The sequence below is a fragment of the Mycetohabitans sp. B3 genome, from assembly GCF_021498065.1.
Lineage (GTDB): Bacteria > Pseudomonadota > Gammaproteobacteria > Burkholderiales > Burkholderiaceae > Mycetohabitans.
Genome location: NZ_JAHLKN010000002.1, coordinates 16,084 through 36,138, shown reverse-complemented (window position 1 = coordinate 36,138; position 20,055 = coordinate 16,084). Strand labels below are relative to the sequence as shown.

Sequence of the window (20,055 nt, the reverse complement as noted above, 5' to 3'; positions counted from 1 at the left end):
CACAATCGCCACGCGCGCCGGGAGAGCGCACCGGCTTCATGCGACGAATCGCAAGCCGGTGCCGCCGAAGGGGCAACCCACAAACTCTCAGGCAAAAGGACCGTGCGCGCCGGACCGCCGACTCGTCGTCGCACGCCGCGCCGCCCATTGGCGCGTGTGCGCCAATGGGCGGCACCGCACTCTGGAGAGCGGTAGTAGCAGCCGTGCGCGTGCAAACGCAGCGGCGCAAGCTACCCACCGAAGGGGCGCGCGCCGATGCGTGGCAAGCAAGCCGCGCGGCGCAATCTCTCAGGTACCGAGGACAGAGGGGTCATGCATGCATCCACCGCTGCTCGGATGCTCGTGCGCCTTTTTATGTTCGCGCTATCGAGAGCTTTCATGACTCAACTCAAGACCACCCCGCTCAACGCGGTCCATCGTGCGCTCCATGCACGCATGGTCGACTTCGGCGGCTGGGACATGCCGGTGAACTATGGCTCACAGATTGACGAGCACCGCGCGGTGCGCAGTGACGCCGGCATGTTCGACGTGTCACACATGTGCGTCGTGGATATCGCCGGCGCTGGCGCACGGGCGTTCCTGCGCATGGCATTGGCCAACAATGTCGACAAGCTGCAAACGCCGGGCCGAGCACTGTACTCGTGCATGCTGAATGCGAGCGGCGGGGTGGTCGATGATTTGATCGTGTACTACTTCGCCGACGATGCGTTCCGCGTCGTAGTCAACGCCGGTACCGCGGATAAGGACATCGGCTGGCTCGGTCAACTCAACGCGGAAGGCGGCTTCGGCGTCACGCTGACGCCGCGCCGGGACCTGGCAATCCTTGCTGTGCAAGGCCCGAATGCGCGAGTGAAGGTCGGGCAGGCCGTGCCGGCGGTGCAACAGTCGGGCGAAGCGCTCAAGCCCTTTAACGCCGCGCGCGTGGACGGCACGCCGTTCGGCGCACTAATGGTCGCTCGCACCGGCTATACCGGCGAGGACGGCTTCGAGCTCATTGTCGAGGCCGCGCACGTGCAAGCATTATGGCAGGCGCTCGCCGCGCAGAGCGTTAAGCCATGCGGCCTGGGCGCACGCGATACGCTGCGGCTGGAGGCCGGCATGAATCTGTACGGGCAGGACATGGACGAAAACGTGTCGCCGCTTGACGCCGGCCTCGCGTGGACCGTCGATTTGTCGGGCGAGCGGGATTTTGTCGGCAGCGCGGCGCTGCGCGCACAGGATCAGCGCGCGACGTTCGTGGGCCTGGTGCTAGACAAAGACCCGCAGGGCAAGCCGGCGGGTATCCTGCGCGCACACCAGAAGGTGCTCACTACACACGGCGACGGCGAGGTCACCAGCGGCACGTTCTCACCGTCGTTGCAGCAATCCATCGCATTGGCGCGCGTACCGACGGCTGTGTTGGCCGGCGATACAGTACGGGTCGTGATCCGCGACAAGGCGTTGCCCGCGCGGGTGGTTAAACTGCCGTTCGTGCGCCACGGTAAGCCGCTCGTCTGACGGCGGCGCGCCGCCACCGCCGCGCGCCGGGCACGGTGCGCCCGCGCCGCGCCGGCGCACCGATTCACGACCTCAACGATATCAGGAGTCATCCATGACCATCCCGGCCGAACTCAAATACACCGAATCCCATGAGTGGATTCGCAAGGAAGACGACGGCACGCTGACCGTTGGCATCACCGACCACGCGCAGGAAGCACTGGGCGACGTCGTGTTTCTCGAACTTCCGGAAGCCGGCAAGCAGGTCGAGGCCGGCGACGCGATCGCAGTGATTGAGTCAGTCAAGGCGGCCTCCGACATCTATGCGCCGGTTGCTGGCGAGATCGTCGAGTCCAATGACGCATTGATCAGTGCGCCAGACCAGGTCAACGGCGCGCCGTACGAGTCCTGGTTGTTCCGTATCAAGCCCGCGGATACCGCTGCGATAGAGCAACTGCTCGACGCGGCCGCGTACGGCCAGGCGATCGGCGCCTGATTGACCTCAACGGGTCCACGCCGGCCCCGCACGTCGCGGCGGTGTGGACCGACAGGATTTCGATATGAAGCCAGAACACCCGGATCACCTGATGACTCGCGCCAACCGCCCCACGTTCGCCGAGCTTGAACGACACGACGCTTTCGCCGAACGTCACATCGGGCCTAACGCCGACGATCAGCGGCAGATGCTGGCGGTGCTTGGCTTCGATCACCGCGACGCGCTAATCGACGCGGTGATTCCGCCGAGCATCCGGCGTCGCGACAGCCTGCCGCTTGGCGAATTCACCGCGCCGCGCAGCGAGGCCAAAGCGCTCGCGCGGCTGCGCGAACTGGCGTGCCAAAACGAAGTGTTCCGCAGCTACATTGGCCAGGGCTACTATGGCACACACACGCCCGCAGTGATTCTGCGCAACGTGCTCGAGAACCCGGCGTGGTACACCGCCTATACGCCGTACCAGCCTGAAATCTCGCAAGGCCGGCTCGAGGCGCTGCTCAATTTCCAGCAGATGGTGATTGACCTGACCGGGCTGGACACCGCCAATGCGTCGCTGCTCGACGAAGGCACGGCAGCAGCCGAGGCCATGACGCTGCTGCAGCGCGTGGGCAAGCCGCGCTCGAACGTGTTCTACGTGGCCGACGACGTGCTACCGCAGACGATCGAGGTGGTCCGCACGCGCGCACAGCCGGTGGGCATCGACGTGCGGGTCGGCCCTGCCGCAGCGGCGGCGCAAGCCGGCGCGTTCGGCGTGCTGCTGCAGTATCCGGGCGTCAACGGCGACGTGCGTGACTATCGTGACCTGGCTGCCGCGATCCATGAAGCCGGCGCGCACGTGGTAGCCGCTGCCGATCTGTTGGCGCTGACGCTGTTGACGCCACCTGGCGAATGGGGCGCGGATGTCGCGGTAGGCACCTCGCAACGCTTTGGCGTGCCGCTCGCGTTTGGCGGTCCGCACGCCGCGTATCTTGCCGTGCGCGACGCGTTCAAGCGGCAGATGCCGGGGCGGCTCGTCGGCGTGACCATCGATGCACAAGGCAAGCCCGCGTTGCGGCTGGCATTGCAAACCCGCGAACAGCATATCCGTCGCGAGAAGGCGACCTCGAACGTGTGCACCGCACAGGCATTGCTGGCCATCATGGCCAGCATGTACGCGGTCTACCACGGTCCGCGAGGCCTGCGGCAGATCGCCGAGCGCGTGCACCGCACCGCGGCAATTCTGGCGGCCGGCGTGCAGCAGCTCGGTTACGCGCTCGCCAATGACACGTTCTTCGACACGCTGACGATCGAGTCGGGCACGCGCACCGAAGCGCTGCACGAGGCTGCGTGCGCGCGGCGGATCAACCTGCGCCGGATCGACGGCGCGCGCGTGGGCGTATCGGTCGATGAGACGACGACGCGTTCGGATCTGGCCGATTTGCTCGCGCTGTTCGCCGAAGCGGCTAATGAGGCGCCCGCGCTCGCCAGCGTGCAGCCGAGCACCGTGCACACACAAGACGGCGCGCCGACGTTGGACATCGACGCGCTGGACGCCAGCGTCGAAGACGCGCTGCCTAACGCGCTGTTGCGCCGCAGTGCGTACCTGACGCATCCGGTGTTCAACCGCCACCACTCCGAGACGGAAATGCTGCGCTACCTGCGCCGGCTCGCCGACAAGGACCTTGCGCTGGATCGCGCGATGATCCCGCTCGGTTCGTGCACGATGAAACTGAACGCCACGTCGGAGATGCTGCCCGTCACGTGGCCCGAGTTCGCGCAGATCCATCCGTTCGCGCCCGCGTCGCAAACCGTCGGCTATCGCAAGATGATCGAGCAGCTCGAGCAGATGCTGGTGGCATGCACGGGCTATGCCGCAGTGTCGCTGCAACCGAATGCCGGCTCGCAGGGCGAGTACGCCGGGTTGCTGATCATCCACGCGTACCACGCGTCGCGCGGCGAAGGACATCGCAACGTTTGCTTGATCCCGGCTTCCGCGCACGGCACTAATCCGGCATCCGCCCAGATGGCCGGCATGCAAGTCGTGGTCGTCGCGTGCGATGCGCAGGGCAATGTCGACGTCGAGGACCTGAAGACCAAGGCCGCGCGCCATGCAGACAAGCTGGCGGCGATCATGATCACGTACCCGTCCACGCATGGCGTGTTCGAGCAAAACGTGCGGGAGATCTGCGAGATCGTCCACGCGCACGGGGGCCAGGTGTACGTCGACGGCGCGAACATGAACGCCATGGTGGGCCTGACCGCGCCCGGCCAGTTCGGCGGCGACGTGTCACATCTGAATCTGCATAAAACTTTTTGTATCCCGCATGGCGGCGGTGGCCCCGGCGTCGGGCCGGTGGCGGTGGCCGCCCATCTGGCGCGCTTCCTACCGAACCAGCGTTCGGTAGGCTATGTGCGCGAAGACGCAGCGACGCCGGCTGGCAATCCGGACGGGATCGGCGCGATCTCGTCGGCGCCGTACGGCTCAGCTGCCATTCTGCCGATCTCGTGGATGTATATTGCAATGATGGGTGCGTGCGGCCTCAAGTCAGCGACCGAGACGGCGATCCTAAACGCGAACTACATCGCCAAGCGTCTCGCCCCGCACTACCCGGTGCTGTATTCGGGAGCCGGCGGCCTGATCGCGCATGAATGCATCCTGGACCTGCGGCCGATCAAGGACGCAAGCGGCGTGACCGTCGAGGACGTCGCAAAGCGGCTGATCGACTACGGTTTCCATGCTCCGACGATGAGCTTCCCGGTGCCCGGCACGTTGATGATCGAGCCGACCGAGTCGGAATCGAAGGCGGAGCTGGACCGTTTCATCGACGCGATGATCACGATCCGCGATGAAATCCGCGCGGTCGAGCAAGGCCGCGCGGACCGGGACGACAACCCGCTCAAATATGCCCCGCACACAGCCGCGGTCATTGGTGCCGACACTTGGTCTCATGCCTACGGGCGCGAACAGGCTGCGTATCCGGTCCCGTCGCTGGCGGCCGGCAAGTACTGGCCGCCCGTGGGCCGCGCCGACAACGTGTACGGCGATCGCAATCTATTTTGCTCGTGCGTGCCAGTCTCCGACTATGCGTAGCGCGGCACTGTCATGTTAGCGCTGAACGAGCCCCACGCATGTGTCGTTCATGTTCCCGCGTGGGTTGTTCACTCGTCCAGTTGCTTCACGAACACATGGACCTTGCACGCGGCGCCGTCGCGACCGAGACTCGGCACAGTTCAGCGCACAGCACCGCATCGTTTGCGTGAGCCATCCGCGAAGAAAGGCTAACATCTCGATCTGACCGCAGCCGAGACAGTGGAGCCCCGCATAGTGGACGCGTTTCGATCTGATCCAACACGCCGCCGTGCCGCCGCATGCGCCACGATCGCGCTCGTCGCGATAGCGGGCCTGTTGGGCCTGCTCTGCGCGGTGCCGGTGCGCGCAGCGATGAACTTTTGCGCGGCGCCAGCGCTGCAGAGCAGCGAGCGCACCCATGCCGACCCCGGCCACTTCGGCATACGTTCGCGAACAACTGGCAAAGCCATCGCGTCAAGCTGATCGCGATGACTGCGTTCACGCTGGATGATCGCAAGTTGATCGCTGCCGCGCAGCGGTTATTCGTGGAACAGGTCAGCACAAACATTGCCTCGGATGGCACAACATGGGATTTTGACGAGCGCGACGCGCTGCACTACGTGACCTATGATTTGCAGCCGCTGGTGATGGCCGCACTGGCCGCGCGCCGGCATAACCGCAACTGGCTGCGCGAGCGCAGCGCCTCCGGTGCGACATTGGAGCACGCGCTCGATTGGCTCGTCCCGTATGCGCTCGGCCGCACAAGCCATGAGGAGTTCGTCCACAGCCGCGTGCCGTTCGATGAAACACGTCGCGCCGCCGGACTGCGCGGCTTCAGTGGTGCGTGGGATCCTAGTCGCGCAACAGAGCTGTTCCATCTCGCCGCGCGGCTAAACGGACGGTACCAGCCCGTGGCGCTGCACCTGGCGCCAATGCCGCCGCCATGGCTCGCCGCCTGCCTGCCGCTGCCCGCGCGCTCGAGCGAGCGATGAAACGACGCGAGCGCAACATCGACATTGCAACCGCCTACCCCGCTGGCCCAGCCGCGGGCGTGGCGTGACACATCTGGAGCCGTCATGGCCGTCAGCGTATTCGATTTGTTCAAAATTGGCATTGGCCCGTCGAGCTCGCACACGGTCGGCCCGATGCGCGCCGCACTGCTGTTCGCGCAAGGCCTGCAGCACGACCACTTGCTGCCAGCCGTCGCATCGGTCAAGGTCGAACTCTATGGCTCGCTCGGCGCGACCGGCAAGGGCCATGGCACCGACCGCGGCGTCATGCTCGGCCTGCTTGGCGAAGCGCCGGACACCGTGCAGGCCGAGACGATCGCAGACAAGCTCGAGCACGTCGCCTCGTCGCGCACGCTTGCGCTGCTTGGCACGCACCCAATCCCGTTCCTGCCGAAGGAGCACATCGTGTTCTACCGTCAGGCGTTGCCTGAGCATCCGAACGGCCTGAAGCTGCGGGCGCTCGACGCCGCCGGCAGCGTGCTGTGCGAGTCGACCTATCTGTCCGTGGGGGGCGGCTTCGTGGTCACAGCCGGTGCGTCCAACACACGCGTGCTTAATGCGTACGAGCAGCTGCCGCACCCGTTCTCGACCGGCAGTGAGCTGTTGCAGCGATGTACGCAGACTGGTCGCACCATCGCGCAACTGATGTTTGAAAACGAGCGGGTATGGCGCAGCGACGACGCGATCCGTGCTGATCTGCTGCGTATTTGGAATGTGATGCAGTCATGCGTCGCGCGCGGTTGTGGCATCGGCAATCCTGCGGCGGACGGCAACCTGCCGGGGCCGTTCCAAGTGCGCCGGCGAGCACCGCAATTATATCGCGACCTGTCGGGCAAGCCGGAGGTGGCATTGCGCGATCCGCTGTCGATGGTGGATTGGATCAATTTGTACGCGATCGCGGTCAACGAGGAAAACGCAGCCGGAGCCCGCGTGGTGACAGCGCCAACGAACGGCGCAGCCGGCATCATCCCAGCCGTACTGCATTACTACACACGGTTCGTGCCCGGCGCAAATGACGCGGGCGTCATCGATTTCCTGTTGACCGCCGGCGCGATCGGCATCCTGTACAAGCTCAATGCATCGATCTCCGGCGCCGAGGTCGGTTGCCAGGGTGAGGTCGGGGTCGCTTGCTCGATGGCGGCTGGCGCGCTGGCCGCGGTCATGGGGGCCACGCCCGCGCAAGTCGAGAATGCCGCGGAGATCGGCATGGAGCACAACCTGGGATTGACTTGCGACCCGGTGGGCGGCATGGTGCAAATCCCCTGCATCGAGCGCAATGCGATGGCATCGGTTAAGGCCGTCAATGCCGCGCGGATGGCACTGCGCGGCGACGGCTTGCACTACGTGTCGCTCGATTCGGTGATCAAGACGATGCTCGAGACCGGCGCCGACATGAAAACGAAGTACAAGGAGACGTCCCGCGGCGGTCTCGCCGTGAACATTGTCGAATGCTGACACGGTACGCGGATGCCCTGCTCACATACGGCGCCGATTGAATATTCTGCATGCCTGAAGAGAGATTTCTGGCGGTACTGGGCGCACATACGACGTGCCCGGCCGGATTCGCACCAACGTGTGCCGCCATGAAGCGGCGACTTACTTACCGCCTACGCTTTGCAGCGGGGTCCATTGGCCATTGACGACCTTGTACAGCGTGATGCCGCCGTTCTTCAAATCGCCCTTCGCGTCATACGCGACGTGCTTGGCCGTGACGCCCGACATATCGGTCTTCGCCAGCGCTGGCAGGTACTTCGCCGGATCGGTCGAGTTGGCCTTCTTCATCGCTTCGAACATGGCCATCGCGCCATCGTATGCATACGGTGAATAGGTTTGCACATCTTCGCCGAAACGCTTCTTGTACTTTGCGACGTAGTCCTTGCCACCTGGCATTTCTCCCAGCGGCAGGCCTGCCAGCGACGCGATCGTACCGTTGGCGGCGTCGCTCGCGAGCTTCAGGAACGTGTCGGTCTTGACCATTTCGCCAGCCATCAGCGGCGCCTTGATACCCAGCGCCTTCATTTGCTTGACCATCGGGCCGGCTTGCGCGTCCGCGCCGCCGTAGTAGACTAGATCCGGCATCATCGACTTCACCTTGGTCAGGATCGCCTTGAAGTCGACCGCCTTGTCGTTCGTGTACTCGCGGTCAAGAATCTTCGCGCCCGAAGACTTCGCGGCCTTTTCGAACTGATCAGCCAGGCCCTGACCATACGCAGTTCGATCGTCGATGATCACAATCTTTTTTAGTTTCAGCGTCTTCGCCGCGAACGTGCCGGCCACCAAGCCTTGCTGCGTGTCAGAGGTCATCATCCGGAACGTCGTTTTGTAGCCCTGATGCGTGTATTCCGGCGCGGTTGCCATCGCGATCTGCGCAATCCCGGCGTTCGCATAAATGCGCGATGCCGGTATCGTCGTCCCCGAGTTGAAATGGCCGAGCATGCCTTTGATACCGTCGTCGACAAGCTTTTGCGCAACGGTCGTACCGGTACGCGGGTCGGCCTGGTCATCGCCGGTGTCCAGCACGATTTGCACCGGCTTGCCGTCAATCACCGGCTTGGTTGCGTTGAAGTCCTCGATTGCAAGCACGATGCCGTTCTGCATATCCTTGCCATAGTGGGCCTGAGCGCCGGTCATCGGTGCGGCAAAGCCCACCTTCACCTGCTCTGCCTGCTGCGCGTACGCTACACTCCCCGCGACCGACAAGGCGGCGAGCAACGTCGCGCCTGTCAGCTTTTTCATCGTGTGCTCCATTGAGACATCTCCTTTTGGCTTTAAGGGTGAAGCGTCGCCCGGAGTCCGCCGTGCCCCGCCTCGCTTCGTGTCAAGTGACCCAGTGGTGTTTAGCCGATTGCCATCAAACTGGCATTACCGCCCGCGGCGGCCGTGTTGACGCTCACCGAGCGCTCGATCAACAGCCGCTCAAGCACATAGTCGTCGCCGGAGGAGCCATCGTCGAAAGCGCCCGCCGCAACGCCCTGCACGCCGACGATCGGGCCACCGCGCGCGGCGATTTGCCGCATCAGCAATTGCAACGCATCGCTGTCACCCTCGAACAGCACAGCATCATACTCGACGCCGAGGTCACCGTCGCAGCTCACCGCCGCGTGGCTGTGCAACGCGGCCGGCAGCGCACCGACCAGTTGCTCGCCGCTCGCGCCAATGAACAGCGCGCGATTGCCGGTGGCTAGCACCGCCGCCAGCTGTACGCGTGCGCCGCTGGCCGTCGACGCGATGCAGAGTACCGTGCCACGTGCGCTGAGCGCATAGGTATTGCACTCCCCCGTCGGGCCCGACAGCGCGGCCGTGGCGCCGACGAGCATCTGGTTCAGGTAGCCGTCGCAACGGGCAGCGAGTTGGGCATCACGCTCGCCGATCAACCAGTCGCGATACGCTGTGAGCGCCGGTCTGCCGCCGGCCGGCATCTTCTTGCTCAGCGATCTAGCCAGCAACGCGGGTATGCCATTCGGACGCTTGGCCAGCAGCCGCTGCAGGTACAGTGGTCCGCCCGCCTTCGGCCCCGTGCCCGAAAGCCCTTCTCCGCCGAACGGCTGCACGCCGACCACCGCGCCAATCATGTTGCGGTTCACATAGATATTGCCCACATGCGCGCGTTCGATGACATGGTCGATCGTCTCGTCGAGCCGCGTGTGGATTCCTAGCGTCAGCCCATAGCCGGTCGCATGAATGGCCTCTAGCAGCGATTCCAGCGCATGGCGGCGGTAGCGCACTACATGCAGCACCGGCCCGAATACCTCGCGTGCCAGCTCGTCAATGCTGTCGAGCTCGATCAATGTCGGCGGCACGAACATGCCATACTGACAGCCGTCCGGCAGCGGCAATTGGAACACCTTGCGGCCCTTATCGCGCATCGCCGCGATATGCGCTTCGATGCCGCGCTTGGCTTGGGCATCGATAACCGGGCCGACATCGGTGGACAAACGCTCTGGATTGCCAACCGACAATTCGCGCATTGCACCGGTCAGCATCTGCAACGTGCGCTGCGCCACGTCATCCTGCAGGCACAGCACGCGTAGCGCCGAGCAACGCTGGCCGGCCGAGTCGAATGCCGACTGCAGCACGTCCGCGACGACCTGCTCGGCCAGCGCCGACGAATCGACGATCATCGCATTCTGGCCGCCGGTTTCGGCGATCAGCGCAATCGGCTTACCGTCCGGGTCTAGTCGTTCGGATAGCGTACGGTTGATGAGGCGTGCGACCTCGATGGAGCCGGTAAACATCACGCCACGGGTACGCGGATCGGCGACCAGCGCAGCACCCACCGTCTCCCCGTCGCCGGGCAGCAATTGCACAGCACCAGTTGGAACGCCGGCCTCGTGCAAGATGCGCACTGCTTGCGCAGCGATTAACGGCGTCTGCTCAGCGGGTTTCGCCAGCACCGTATTGCCGGCGGCCAGCGCCGCCGCCACCTGGCCCATGAAAATCGCCAGCGGGAAATTCCATGGACTGATACAGACGATCGGCCCGAGCGGACGATGCGTGTCATTGGAAAACTCGCTGCGGATCTGGGTCGAGTAGTAGCGCAGGAAATCAATCGCCTCGCGGATCTCGGAAATCGCATTCGGCAGCGACTTGCCCGCCTCGCGCACGACCAGCCCCATCAGCGTAGGGATCTGCGCTTCGAGCAGGTCGGCGGCACGGGCTAGGCAGTCGGCGCGCGCCTGCACGGGAGTGGCCTGCCAAATCGGCGCGGTGGCGAGTGCATGAGCGAGCGCGGCTTGCACGTGCTCTGCTGTCGCGTCTACCACCGTGCCGACTACGTCGCGATGATCGGCGGGGTTGCGCACCTCACGCGGCGTGCCGCTCACCACCTCGCCGGGCTGCAGCGTCGGCGCGGCATGCCACATCACGTTGGTGCTCGCGAGTAATGCCGACGACAGCGATGCGAGGCGATGCTCATTGGACAGGTCCAGCCCCATTGAATTGACTCGTTCGCTGCCATACAACGCGCGCGGCAACGGGATCTTAGGGTGCGGCGTACCGAGCGGCACGATCTGCAATGCCTCGTCGACAGGATCTGCCACCAGTTCGGCCACCGACACCGACTCATCGGCAATCCGGTTCACGAATGATGTGTTCGCACCGTTTTCCAGCAGCCGACGCACTAGGTACGCGAGCAGTGTCTCATGGGTACCAACCGGTGCGTACACGCGGCATGGGCGACTGAGCTTGTCGCGGCCGGTCACTTCCTCATACAGCGGCTCACCCATCCCGTGCAGGCACTGGAACTCGTACTGGCCCGGATAATAATTTTGACCTGCCAAATGGTAGATCGCCGACAACGTGTGGGCGTTATGCGTGGCGAATTGAGGGTACACCGCATCGGGAACACCCAGCAGTTTCTTGGCACAAGCGAGATAGGACACGTCGGTGTAGACCTTGCGGGTGTAGACGGGGTAGCCTTCGAGCCCATCCACCTGCGCCCGCTTGATCTCGCTGTCCCAGTACGCGCCTTTGACCAGCCGCACCATCAGGCGATGTCGGCTGCGGCGGGCCAAATCGATCAAGTAGTCGATGACGAACGGACAGCGTTTCTGGTACGCCTGCACGACAAAGCCGATACCGTTCCAGCCGGCCAGCTCCGGATCGAAGCACAACGCCTCGAGCAAATCCAGTGAGATCTCCAGCCGGTCCGCTTCCTCTGCATCGATGTTCAGGCCAATATCGTAGCGGCGCGCCAGGCGCGCCAGCGCCCGCACCCGCGGCAGCAACTCGCTCATTACACGGTCGCACTGCGCGCGCGAGTATCGCGCATGCAACGCCGACAGCTTAATGGAGATCCCCGGTCCGTCGTAGATGCCGCGCCCGCCGGCGGCCTTGCCAATCGCGTGGATCGTCTGCTCGTACAATGCATAGTAGTGCTGAGCGTTTTCCTCGGTCGTTGCCGCCTCGCCGAGCATGTCATACGAATAGCGGAAGCCGCGCGCCTCGTATTTTCGGCTGTTCGCCAGCGCCTCGGAAATCGTCTCGCCGGTGACGAATTGCTCGCCCATCAACCGCATTGCCATGTCCACGCCTTTGCGAATCAACGGCTCGCCGCCCTTGCCGATCATCCGCGTGAGTGCGCACGACAGGCCCGCCTCGCTGTTGGTCGCAACCAGCTTGCCCGTGATCATCAGGCCCCATGTTACGGCGTTGACGAACAGTGACGGAGCATGGCCGACGTGCGATTTCCAGTCGCCCTTGCTGATCTTGTCACGGATCAGCGCATCGCGCGTGGCCCGGTCCGGAATCCGCAGCAGCGCCTCGGCCAGACACATCAACGCGACGCCTTCCTGGCTCGATAGCGAGAACTCATGGATCAATCCTTCGACGCCACCGCCGGTACGCTTGGCGCGCAACGCCTCGACCAAGCGCGTGGCGAGCACCTGCACGTCGCTGGCCAGCGGCACCGCCAGCTGCGCCTGCCCGATTAGGAACGGCACGCACTCTGGCTCCGCACGCCGATAGGCCGCGGTGATCGCCGCACGCAGCATCGACTGCGGCTGCACGTTCTGCGCAAATGCCAGGAACGGGTGCGGCGTGCGATCCAGGCGCAGGGCCGCTTCTTTGAGCCGGGTCCGCAGCAAATCGTCGACCTTAACGCCAAGGGTGGTGCTAGCCATGATTCCTTTCCATCGGCGTCGCCGCCGGACCACTCGAAAAATCTGGCTGATCCTACTTCGTACATTAAAAAGGTGCAACCTTTCCGGCCGATGGTTGCGTCTGCATAAAATGTTTTATTTACAATGACTTACTAAGTTGCTCCCGCAACGAATCGAGCGGCTGGGCGTCGGTGTTTTCCCTAGTCATCGGAATAGGGCGGCCCGCCGTTAACAAGACGAAGGGCGCAGCAAGACGGAGCGAGCGCATCGCACCCGTCGCGCGGTGACACGAATTAATCATCGAACCGGCGCCGGCGGCTATCGGCCACGCCAGGATCGAAGCACAAACTGAATACGGAGAGGCCTGCCATGATGTGCTCGAGACTTTTTGCGTCGGCGTCGCGGTGCCGGCAATCGGCACAACTACCGTACACCCGCATCGGCTCGCCGACAGACACGCCGCTGCGGCGCTCGCCCGTCACCGGGGAACGCATTGGCCAGCCCAGTAGTTACCGAACACGTGCACTGACAGCACGCAGCCGGCTACTCCGTTGACGGTGCGGCTCGTCTCCGTCTTCCGGTTCTGTCTCTGCGTTCCGCGGTTTTGTCTTTCCGTTTCGAGCGGCCAGTGCAGGTGCCGTCGCGACGCTGCCGCGCGATTTGAACCAGTCAGATGCGGCGCGCAAAGCGACGGCTTCGCCGAAGGATAGGGCGTCATGCTAGGCGCGCTTAGATATCTAGCGGATCGACTTCCACATTCCAGCGTAGCGCCCCCTTAAGTTCGCGCAGCCGCGGCACCCAGGCGCGCAGCGTGCGCTGCAGCGCGGCGCGCGAAGCGCTTTCGAGCAGCAGTTGTGCGCGGTGCACGTGCATCACCTTGACGATGTTCAGCGGCACCGGATCATAGCGCGTCACGCACTCGGCGCCGGGTACCGCGTCGAGTATCGCAGCGGCCTCATTGAGAAACCGCAGCGCATCGTCCAAGCTGCGTGCTTCGGCGCGCAGCAAAGCCTGGAAAACGAAGGGCGGTAGATGCGCGTCGCGTCGCTCGGCCAGTGTCGTCTCGGCAAAGCCCACGTAATCGTGGCGCGCCAGCGCCGCATATAACGCGTGCCGCGCATGCCCGGTCTGGATCAGCACCTCGCCGTGGGCGCCGCTCCGACCGGCCCGGCCCGAGACTTGCATCAATTGCGCAAACAGCCGCTCCCCCGCGCGAAAATCATGCGAGAACAACGCGGCGTCCGCATTCAGCACACCGACCAGCGTGACCCGTTGGAAGTCATGTCCCTTCGCGATCATCTGCGTGCCGACCAGGATATCGACATCGCCGGCGTGCACCCCTGACAACAAAGTCTGTGCACTGCCCTTGCGCCGCGTGCTATCCGCATCGATGCGCAACACCCGCGCACCAGGTACCGCCGCACCGAGCGCCTCCTCGATACGCTGCGTACCGCGGCCGAACGGCGCCAAGTCGACGTTGCCACACGCCGGGCATGCCCGCGGGATGCGGCTTTCCCCACCGCAGTGATGGCATCGCATGCGCTGCTCGGGCTTGTGTAGCACCATATACGCGCTGCAGCGCGGGCAGCCTGCGACCCAGCCGCACGCGTCGCAGGCCAGCACCGGCGCGTAGCCGCGGCGGTTCAGGAACACCAAGCTTTGTTCACCGCGCGCCAAGCGCTCCTGCAACGCTTTCACGAGCGGCATCGACAACCCGTCCGCGCGATGGCGCCCCGCCTGTTTCTCCGCCTCCATGTCGATTAACCGGACCCTGGGCAATGCCGCGTCTGCTACCGCGCGCCGCGACAATGCCAATGTCGTATAGCGGCGCTGGCACGCGTGCCACCATGTTTCGAGCGACGGCGTAGCCGAGCCGAGCACGACGGGGAGGCCCAACTGTTTGGCTCGCCACACCGCCAGGTCCCGTGCAGAGTAGCGCAGCCCTTCTTGTTGCTTATAGGCAGGCTCGTGTTCTTCATCGACGATAATCAGCGCCAGCCGCGGCAACGAAGCGAGCACCGCCATCCGCGTGCCCAGTACGATCCGCGCACCAGCGGCGTGCGCCGCCAGCCAATTGCGCGCTCGCTCGCCGTCCGCCAGACCACTGTGCAAGGTCACCAAGGCGGTGGCCGGCCAGTGCGAAAAACGCGCCCGGAACACCGCTTCGAATTGCGGCGTCAGGTTGATCTCCGGCACCATCACCAGCGCCTGCGCATCGGGCCGGCGGGCGAACAAGGCAGCTAAGCCGTGCAGGTACACCTCGGTTTTGCCACTGCCGGTCACGCCATGCAGTACGAACGGTGCGAAGCCGCGGGCGGCATCGATCGCCGCGACCGCCGCACGCTGTTCAGCATTGAGATCGGGCACCGCGCACCGGTCCAGCTGTGACGAGACATCATGCCCGGCCCGCCCCGGTGGCTGCGTCGCGCCGCTCATTTCCAGTGCCTCGACGGCACCGCGCCATTGCACGTGGACCCATCCGTGCTCCTGCCACTGCTCGAGCGTCGCAACAGCCTTCGGGTGTATCACGCGGGCTTCATCGGCGCCCAGCGTGTCCGCCCGCAATAATGCTTGGGCAAGCCGTCGCAGCGCTGCCGCACGGGCCGGCAATGCGTCAGGCAACTTGTTGCGCCCGGCCGCCGTCAGCCGATAAGCCGGCTCGCGGGCGAACAACCGTGGCCAACGGGCAGCATCGCGCAACGCCTGCGGCAACGCTGGCAACGCCACCTCGCCGCGGCCGCGCTGATAGTAATCTGCGGCAAACGCGATCAATTGAAGCCAGTCCGCACTCAGCGGCGGACAATCGATGCACGCGCTCTGGACGTCTCGCAATCGATCCTGTGGCACGTCAGTCTCATCCGCGACCTCGATGACCAATCCTACTGTCTGCCGGCGACCAAATGGCACTTGCACGAGCATGCCGGGCAGCGGCTGCAACGGCAGGGTCCAGCGGTAGTCGTACAGAACCGAAAGCGGATGGTCCAGCGCGACTCGGACGTAACGAGAAAGCGTCGGTTGCATGGGTCGTGTGTCGGCGCAGCCACAGCGGTCCGAGCCGGCGCGGCGAAGCGTCACAAAAATAAGGGACAGGGCATCGTGAAGTTAAAGTAAAACATCGCAACCACCGCTAAGCCATGGATTCATCATAACAATTCATGGTCGCTCGGCACCCTGTGGATAACTTTGTGTAAAAACCCGCAGCCATCGCCGTGGAACGACCAAGTGGCGCGCCTTTCACCGAAATCGGGCATTGTGTCGGCTCGATTCGAGTTCTTTACAAATCAACAACTTATTCAAATAGGCTGCACATGATGCTACCGTGCTACACCAAAATCCACGGCGTAGCAAAGGTGGCGAAAAACTGTGTATAAGTGGCCGTCGGCAGATCTTGACAAGTCGCGGCTACCGCGGTTTACGCGAGTCTGGGCCCCGGACGTTCAGCGCCCACGCTATGGCATTGCCGCAACGACCGGCGGTCATTCGCCGGCGCGCATCACGCGGCTGTACTGGTGTACTTCGTCGACCAGTTCGGTGACCGCCTGCGCTGGCGTGAATTGCGAAATGCCATGCCCGAGGTTGAATACGTGCCCTGGGTGATTGCCGTAGGCGTCCAGCACCTGCCGGGCCTGCGCGCGAATCACCTCGGGCGGGGCAAACAACACGTTCGGGTCAAGATTGCCTTGCAAGGCAACCCGGCCGCCCACTCGCGTCCGCGCCCGCGCCAGATCAACGGTCCAGTCCAAGCCCACCGCATCGACGCCGCTCGCGGCAATGGCCTCAAGCCACTGCCCGCCGCCCTTGGTAAAGGCAATCACGGGGACGTGCTCGCCGTCATGTTCGCGCTTGAGCGCCGCGACGACCTGGGACATGTACTGCAGTGAAAACGACTGGTAAATGCGGTCGGCCAGCACGCCGCCCCAGGTATCGAAGATCATCACCGCTTGCGCGCCGGCATCGATCTGTGCGTTCAGATAATCGGCGACCGCGCGCGCATTGACCTCCAGGATCCGATGCATCAGATCGGGCCTGGCATACAGCATCGACTTCACGGTACGGAAGTCGTCACTGCCACCTCCCTCGACCATGTAGCACGCCAGCGTCCACGGCGACCCAGAAAAGCCGATCAGCGGCACGCGCTGGCGGCCGTCGGCACCGGTCAACGCGCGACGGATCTGCGCAAGCGCATCGGTCACGTAGCGTAACGTCGCATCGATGTCAGGCACTGCGAGCCGGGCGACGTCGGCCTCGGTGCGCACCGGGCGCGCGAAGCGCGGCCCCTCGCCGGGCGTGAATTCGAGCCCCAGCCCCATCGCATCGGGGATCGTCAGGATATCCGAGAATAGGATGGCCGCATCGAGCGCGTAGCGATCGAGTGGCTGTAGCGTCACCTCAGTCGCGTAGTCGGGCTGCTTGGCCAAACCGAGAAAACTGCCTGCACGGGCGCGTGTGGCGTTGTACTCGGGCAAATAGCGGCCCGCCTGACGCATCAACCAGATCGGCGTGTACTCAGTCGGTTCGCACCGCAGTGCGCGCAGGAAAGTGTCGTTGGCGAGATTGTGGGGCACGGTGCGCTCTGCCTGGGAAAAGCACCATTTTAACGGACGTGCGCCGCGCATCGACGATTCGGGTAATGCTTGTGGAAAACGTGAACGACCGTAACACAAGGCCGCAACGCACGCGCGCAGCGACAGTCGGATTACGAAAACAACCCACTTGCAAATGGCAATCGGAAGGACGTTACAACCTGAAACACTTTGTTACCCCACGCATGGCGGGTTTCGCCCAAAATGCTTGTAATGGGTTCCAACACGGATGTGGTCTGACGTGTCGTATGAGCGGATACGACGCGTGAAGACCGGTCGGCACTGCCGAAGCCCTCCTGCACAGGGGCATCCTTGTTGGAGCCGCGTCAGACGCGGTAACGCAACGCCACCCATGGTCTCCTCGCGCTAACCCCGTAGCGTGTGGTTTTTAGCGGGCTCCGAGCCCGCTTTTTTTTGTCCGCGCTGGCTGCCTACGCGCTCTTTCCCGACGATAGCTTCAATTCGTCGATCATCTTGGCGCGCATCACAAATTTCTGCACCTTGCCCGTTACCGTCATCGGCAAGTCCGACACGAATCGTACGTATTTCGGGATTTTATAGTGAGCGATCTGGCCGTGGCAAAAGTCCCGGATGTCCTGTTCGGTCGCCGTCTCGCCGGGCCGCAACACGATCCAGGCGCACAACTCCTCGCCATATTGCGCGTCCGGCACCCCGAAGACCTGCACCGACTGTATCGTCGGATGTCGAAATAAGAACTCCTCGATCTCCCGCGGATAGATGTTCTCGCCGCCACGAATCACCATGTCCTTGAGTCGTCCTACGATACTGCAGTACCCTTGAGCGTCCAGGGTCGCCAGGTCGCCCGTATGCATCCAGCCGTCGATGATCGACTCGCGCGTCTTTTTGTCGTCGTCCCAATAGCCCTGCATCACCGAATAGCCTTTGGTGCAAAGCTCACCGGTCTGCCCGACCGGCACGATATTGCCCAACGCATCAATGATCTTCGCCTCCAGGTGCGGCTGGATCCGGCCCACTGTCGTGGTGCGCTTTTCGAGCGGGTCTGACGTCGAACTCTGGAATGACACAGGGCTCGTCTCGGTCATCCCATACGCAATCGTAAGCTCGCCCAGGTGCATGCGTGCGACAACCCGCTTCATCGTTTCGATTGGACACGGTGAGCCAGCCATGATGCCAGTGCGCAGTTGGCTCAAGTCATATTGCTCGAAATCGGGGTGGTCAAGCTCGGCAATGAACATCGTCGGCACGCCATGCAGCGCCGTGCAGCGCTCGAGCGCCACTGCGGCAAGCGTGGCCGCCGGATCGAATCCTTCCCCCGGGAATACCATCACGGCACCGGTGGACACACAGGCGAGCACCGCGAGTACCATGCCAAAACAGTGATACAGCGGCACCGGGATGCACAACCGGTCTTGTTCGCTCAGACGCATCGACATCGCAATAAAGCGCGCGTTATTAACGATGTTATGATGGGTCAACGTAGCGCCCTTCGGGTTGCCGGTGGTGCCGCTGGTGAACTGAATATTGATCGGCTCATGCGCATCGAGCTTGCCGCTTATCGCGGCGAGCTGCGCCATGTTTAGGCGACTGCGTCCTTGCTGCACCAGATCGTCGTAGCGAAGCATGCCCGGCGTCTGGCCAGTGCCCATCTTGATCACGTGGCGCAGCTCGGGCAGGCGCGCTGCCTGCAGTTCCCCCGGCGCGTGCTGCGCAAGTTCCGGTGCAAGCGTCTGCAGCATTTCGGGATACCGCGACGTCTTGAATTGCTCCGCGGCCACAATCGCGCGGCAGCCAACTTTATTCAACGCATAGTCGAGTTCGGCCAGCCGATAAGCGGGGTTAATGTTGACGAGAATCGCACCGATGCGCGCGGTCGCAAACTGCGTGACCAGCCATTCGACGCGGTTCGGCGACCAAATGCCGACTCGGTCCCCCTTGCCAATGCCCAGCGACGCCAACCCGGCAGCCAACACGTCGACCTCCTGGGAGAATTCGCGCCACGTCCAGCGCACGCCCTGCTCCCGGAACACGACGGCAAGACGGTCAGCGAAGCGGTGCGCGGTCAGCCCAAGGAACTCGCCCACCGTCGCCCCGGACAGTGAGACATCGGTACGGCCACGAACATAGGACAAACCGTCCTTGGGCTCGATTTGCGCCGGCGGCAAGGCGAGTGCAGTGGCCATGATCGTCTCCGGTTTTATCCTCTGATTCGTTCAGGGGAACGTTGACGTATTGGGAAACTTTCAATCGGATTGTGACCGTGCAATATCTCATTGGACATCGATTGAAACCCGGGCGCAACTGCAACGCTCAAAAAGGCGAAAAAAAACCCACATCGTTCGATGTGGGTCCGTTCAGACTGGCGTGGCCGCGCGCTTGCCGCAGCTACGTCTGGGTCAATGCTGTCCGCGACGACGACGCAGTTGCGCGATGGCCGCAAGTTGAGCAGTGGCATAGGCCAGCTCGGCTTGCGCCGTAGCGTACTCGAGGTTCGAGTCGGTGTTTTGCAAGGCCTCTTCGGCACGCTTGCGCGCCTGCTCGGCCTTTGCCTCGTCCAGTTCCGCGCCACGGATCGCGGTGTCCGCGAGCACCGTCACCGCGCCGGGCTGCACTTCGAGGATGCCGCCGGCAACGAACACGAACTGCTCGTCGCCATTCTCGTCCTCGATACGCACAGAGCCCGGGCGGATACGCGTGATGAGTGGCGTGTGACCGGGCAAAATACCCAGTTCACCCGCTTCGCCCGGCAGCGCGACGAATCTCGCGTGTCCCGAGAAAATACTTTCCTCGGCGCTGACGACGTCTACTTTGATGGTTGCCATATCGACTCCTGGTTGAGCGTGAATCGCTGGGGTGAGAACGGTCA

Annotated in this window: 10 protein-coding genes, 1 pseudogene and 2 riboswitches; of the genes and pseudogenes, 5 read left to right on the top strand and 6 right to left on the bottom strand. The window is 63.7% G+C overall.

What is annotated here, in order from left to right; translation table 11 throughout:
* Positions 1-8 precede the first annotated feature (8 nt).
* Positions 9-112: riboswitch (glycine riboswitch) on the top strand.
* 59 nt (positions 113-171) lie between these two features.
* Positions 172-315: riboswitch (glycine riboswitch) on the top strand.
* A 63-nt stretch (positions 316-378) separates the two neighbouring features.
* From gcvT to KQH55_RS00380, 5 genes and pseudogenes are all read left to right on the top strand, one after another.
* Positions 379-1,497: a glycine cleavage system aminomethyltransferase GcvT gene (gene gcvT / locus KQH55_RS00400; protein ID WP_235089972.1), complete on the top strand. Its 1,119-nt coding sequence runs from the start codon at positions 379-381 to the stop codon at positions 1,495-1,497.
* Positions 1,498-1,591: 94 nt separating this feature from the next.
* Positions 1,592-1,972, top strand: coding sequence for a glycine cleavage system protein GcvH (gene gcvH / locus KQH55_RS00395; RefSeq protein WP_076785876.1), 381 nt, complete (start codon positions 1,592-1,594; stop codon positions 1,970-1,972).
* A gap of 64 nt (positions 1,973-2,036) precedes the next feature.
* Positions 2,037-5,039: an aminomethyl-transferring glycine dehydrogenase gene (gene gcvP, locus KQH55_RS00390; protein WP_235089971.1), complete on the top strand. Its 3,003-nt coding sequence runs from the start codon at positions 2,037-2,039 to the stop codon at positions 5,037-5,039.
* Between the two features lie 407 nt (positions 5,040-5,446).
* Positions 5,447-6,010: pseudogene (locus KQH55_RS00385) on the top strand (alginate lyase family protein); the annotation flags it as partial.
* Between the two features lie 84 nt (positions 6,011-6,094).
* Positions 6,095-7,483, top strand: coding sequence for an L-serine ammonia-lyase (locus KQH55_RS00380; RefSeq protein WP_076785873.1), 1,389 nt, complete (start codon positions 6,095-6,097; stop codon positions 7,481-7,483).
* 141 nt (positions 7,484-7,624) lie between these two features.
* Here the strand turns inward: KQH55_RS00380 and KQH55_RS00375 are convergent, their stop codons facing one another.
* From KQH55_RS00375 to KQH55_RS00350, 6 genes are all read right to left on the bottom strand, one after another.
* Positions 7,625-8,776, bottom strand: coding sequence for a branched-chain amino acid ABC transporter substrate-binding protein (locus tag KQH55_RS00375; RefSeq protein WP_235089970.1), 1,152 nt, complete (start codon positions 8,774-8,776; stop codon positions 7,625-7,627).
* Between the two features lie 89 nt (positions 8,777-8,865).
* A complete protein-coding gene (gene putA, locus KQH55_RS00370) occupies positions 8,866-12,648 on the bottom strand; it encodes a trifunctional transcriptional regulator/proline dehydrogenase/L-glutamate gamma-semialdehyde dehydrogenase (RefSeq protein ID WP_235089969.1) in 3,783 nt (1,260 codons plus the stop codon).
* Positions 12,649-13,356: 708 nt separating this feature from the next.
* Positions 13,357-15,648 carry a primosomal protein N' gene (locus KQH55_RS00365; protein ID WP_076797327.1) on the bottom strand — a complete coding sequence of 764 codons (2,292 nt, stop codon included), beginning with the start codon at positions 15,646-15,648 and terminating at the stop codon, positions 13,357-13,359.
* Positions 15,649-16,103: 455 nt separating this feature from the next.
* Positions 16,104-17,192 (bottom strand): uroporphyrinogen decarboxylase, encoded by a 1,089-nt coding sequence (hemE, locus tag KQH55_RS00360; protein WP_076787548.1) that lies wholly within the window; start codon positions 17,190-17,192, stop codon positions 16,104-16,106.
* 449 nt (positions 17,193-17,641) lie between these two features.
* Positions 17,642-19,372: an AMP-binding protein gene (locus KQH55_RS00355; RefSeq protein WP_235089967.1), complete on the bottom strand. Its 1,731-nt coding sequence runs from the start codon at positions 19,370-19,372 to the stop codon at positions 17,642-17,644.
* Between the two features lie 213 nt (positions 19,373-19,585).
* Complete coding sequence (locus KQH55_RS00350) at positions 19,586-20,011, bottom strand: F0F1 ATP synthase subunit epsilon (protein ID WP_041752940.1); 426 nt, start codon at positions 20,009-20,011, stop codon at positions 19,586-19,588.
* Between the last annotated feature and the right edge of the window lie 44 nt (positions 20,012-20,055).

Bases quoted from the DNA above. Each gene is read 5' to 3' on its own strand.
- putA (WP_235089969.1), bottom strand. From the start codon at position 12,648: ATGGCTAGCACCACCCTTGGCGTTAAGGTCGACGATTTGCTGCGGACC.
- KQH55_RS00350 (WP_041752940.1), bottom strand. From the start codon at position 20,011: ATGGCAACCATCAAAGTAGACGTCGTCAGCGCCGAGGAAAGTATTTTC.
- gcvT (WP_235089972.1), top strand. From the start codon at position 379: ATGACTCAACTCAAGACCACCCCGCTCAACGCGGTCCATCGTGCGCTC.
- KQH55_RS00375 (WP_235089970.1), bottom strand. From the start codon at position 8,776: ATGGAGCACACGATGAAAAAGCTGACAGGCGCGACGTTGCTCGCCGCC.
- gcvP (WP_235089971.1), top strand. From the start codon at position 2,037: ATGAAGCCAGAACACCCGGATCACCTGATGACTCGCGCCAACCGCCCC.
- KQH55_RS00365 (WP_076797327.1), bottom strand. From the start codon at position 15,648: ATGCAACCGACGCTTTCTCGTTACGTCCGAGTCGCGCTGGACCATCCG.
- gcvH (WP_076785876.1), top strand. From the start codon at position 1,592: ATGACCATCCCGGCCGAACTCAAATACACCGAATCCCATGAGTGGATT.
- KQH55_RS00380 (WP_076785873.1), top strand. From the start codon at position 6,095: ATGGCCGTCAGCGTATTCGATTTGTTCAAAATTGGCATTGGCCCGTCG.
- KQH55_RS00355 (WP_235089967.1), bottom strand. From the start codon at position 19,372: ATGGCCACTGCACTCGCCTTGCCGCCGGCGCAAATCGAGCCCAAGGAC.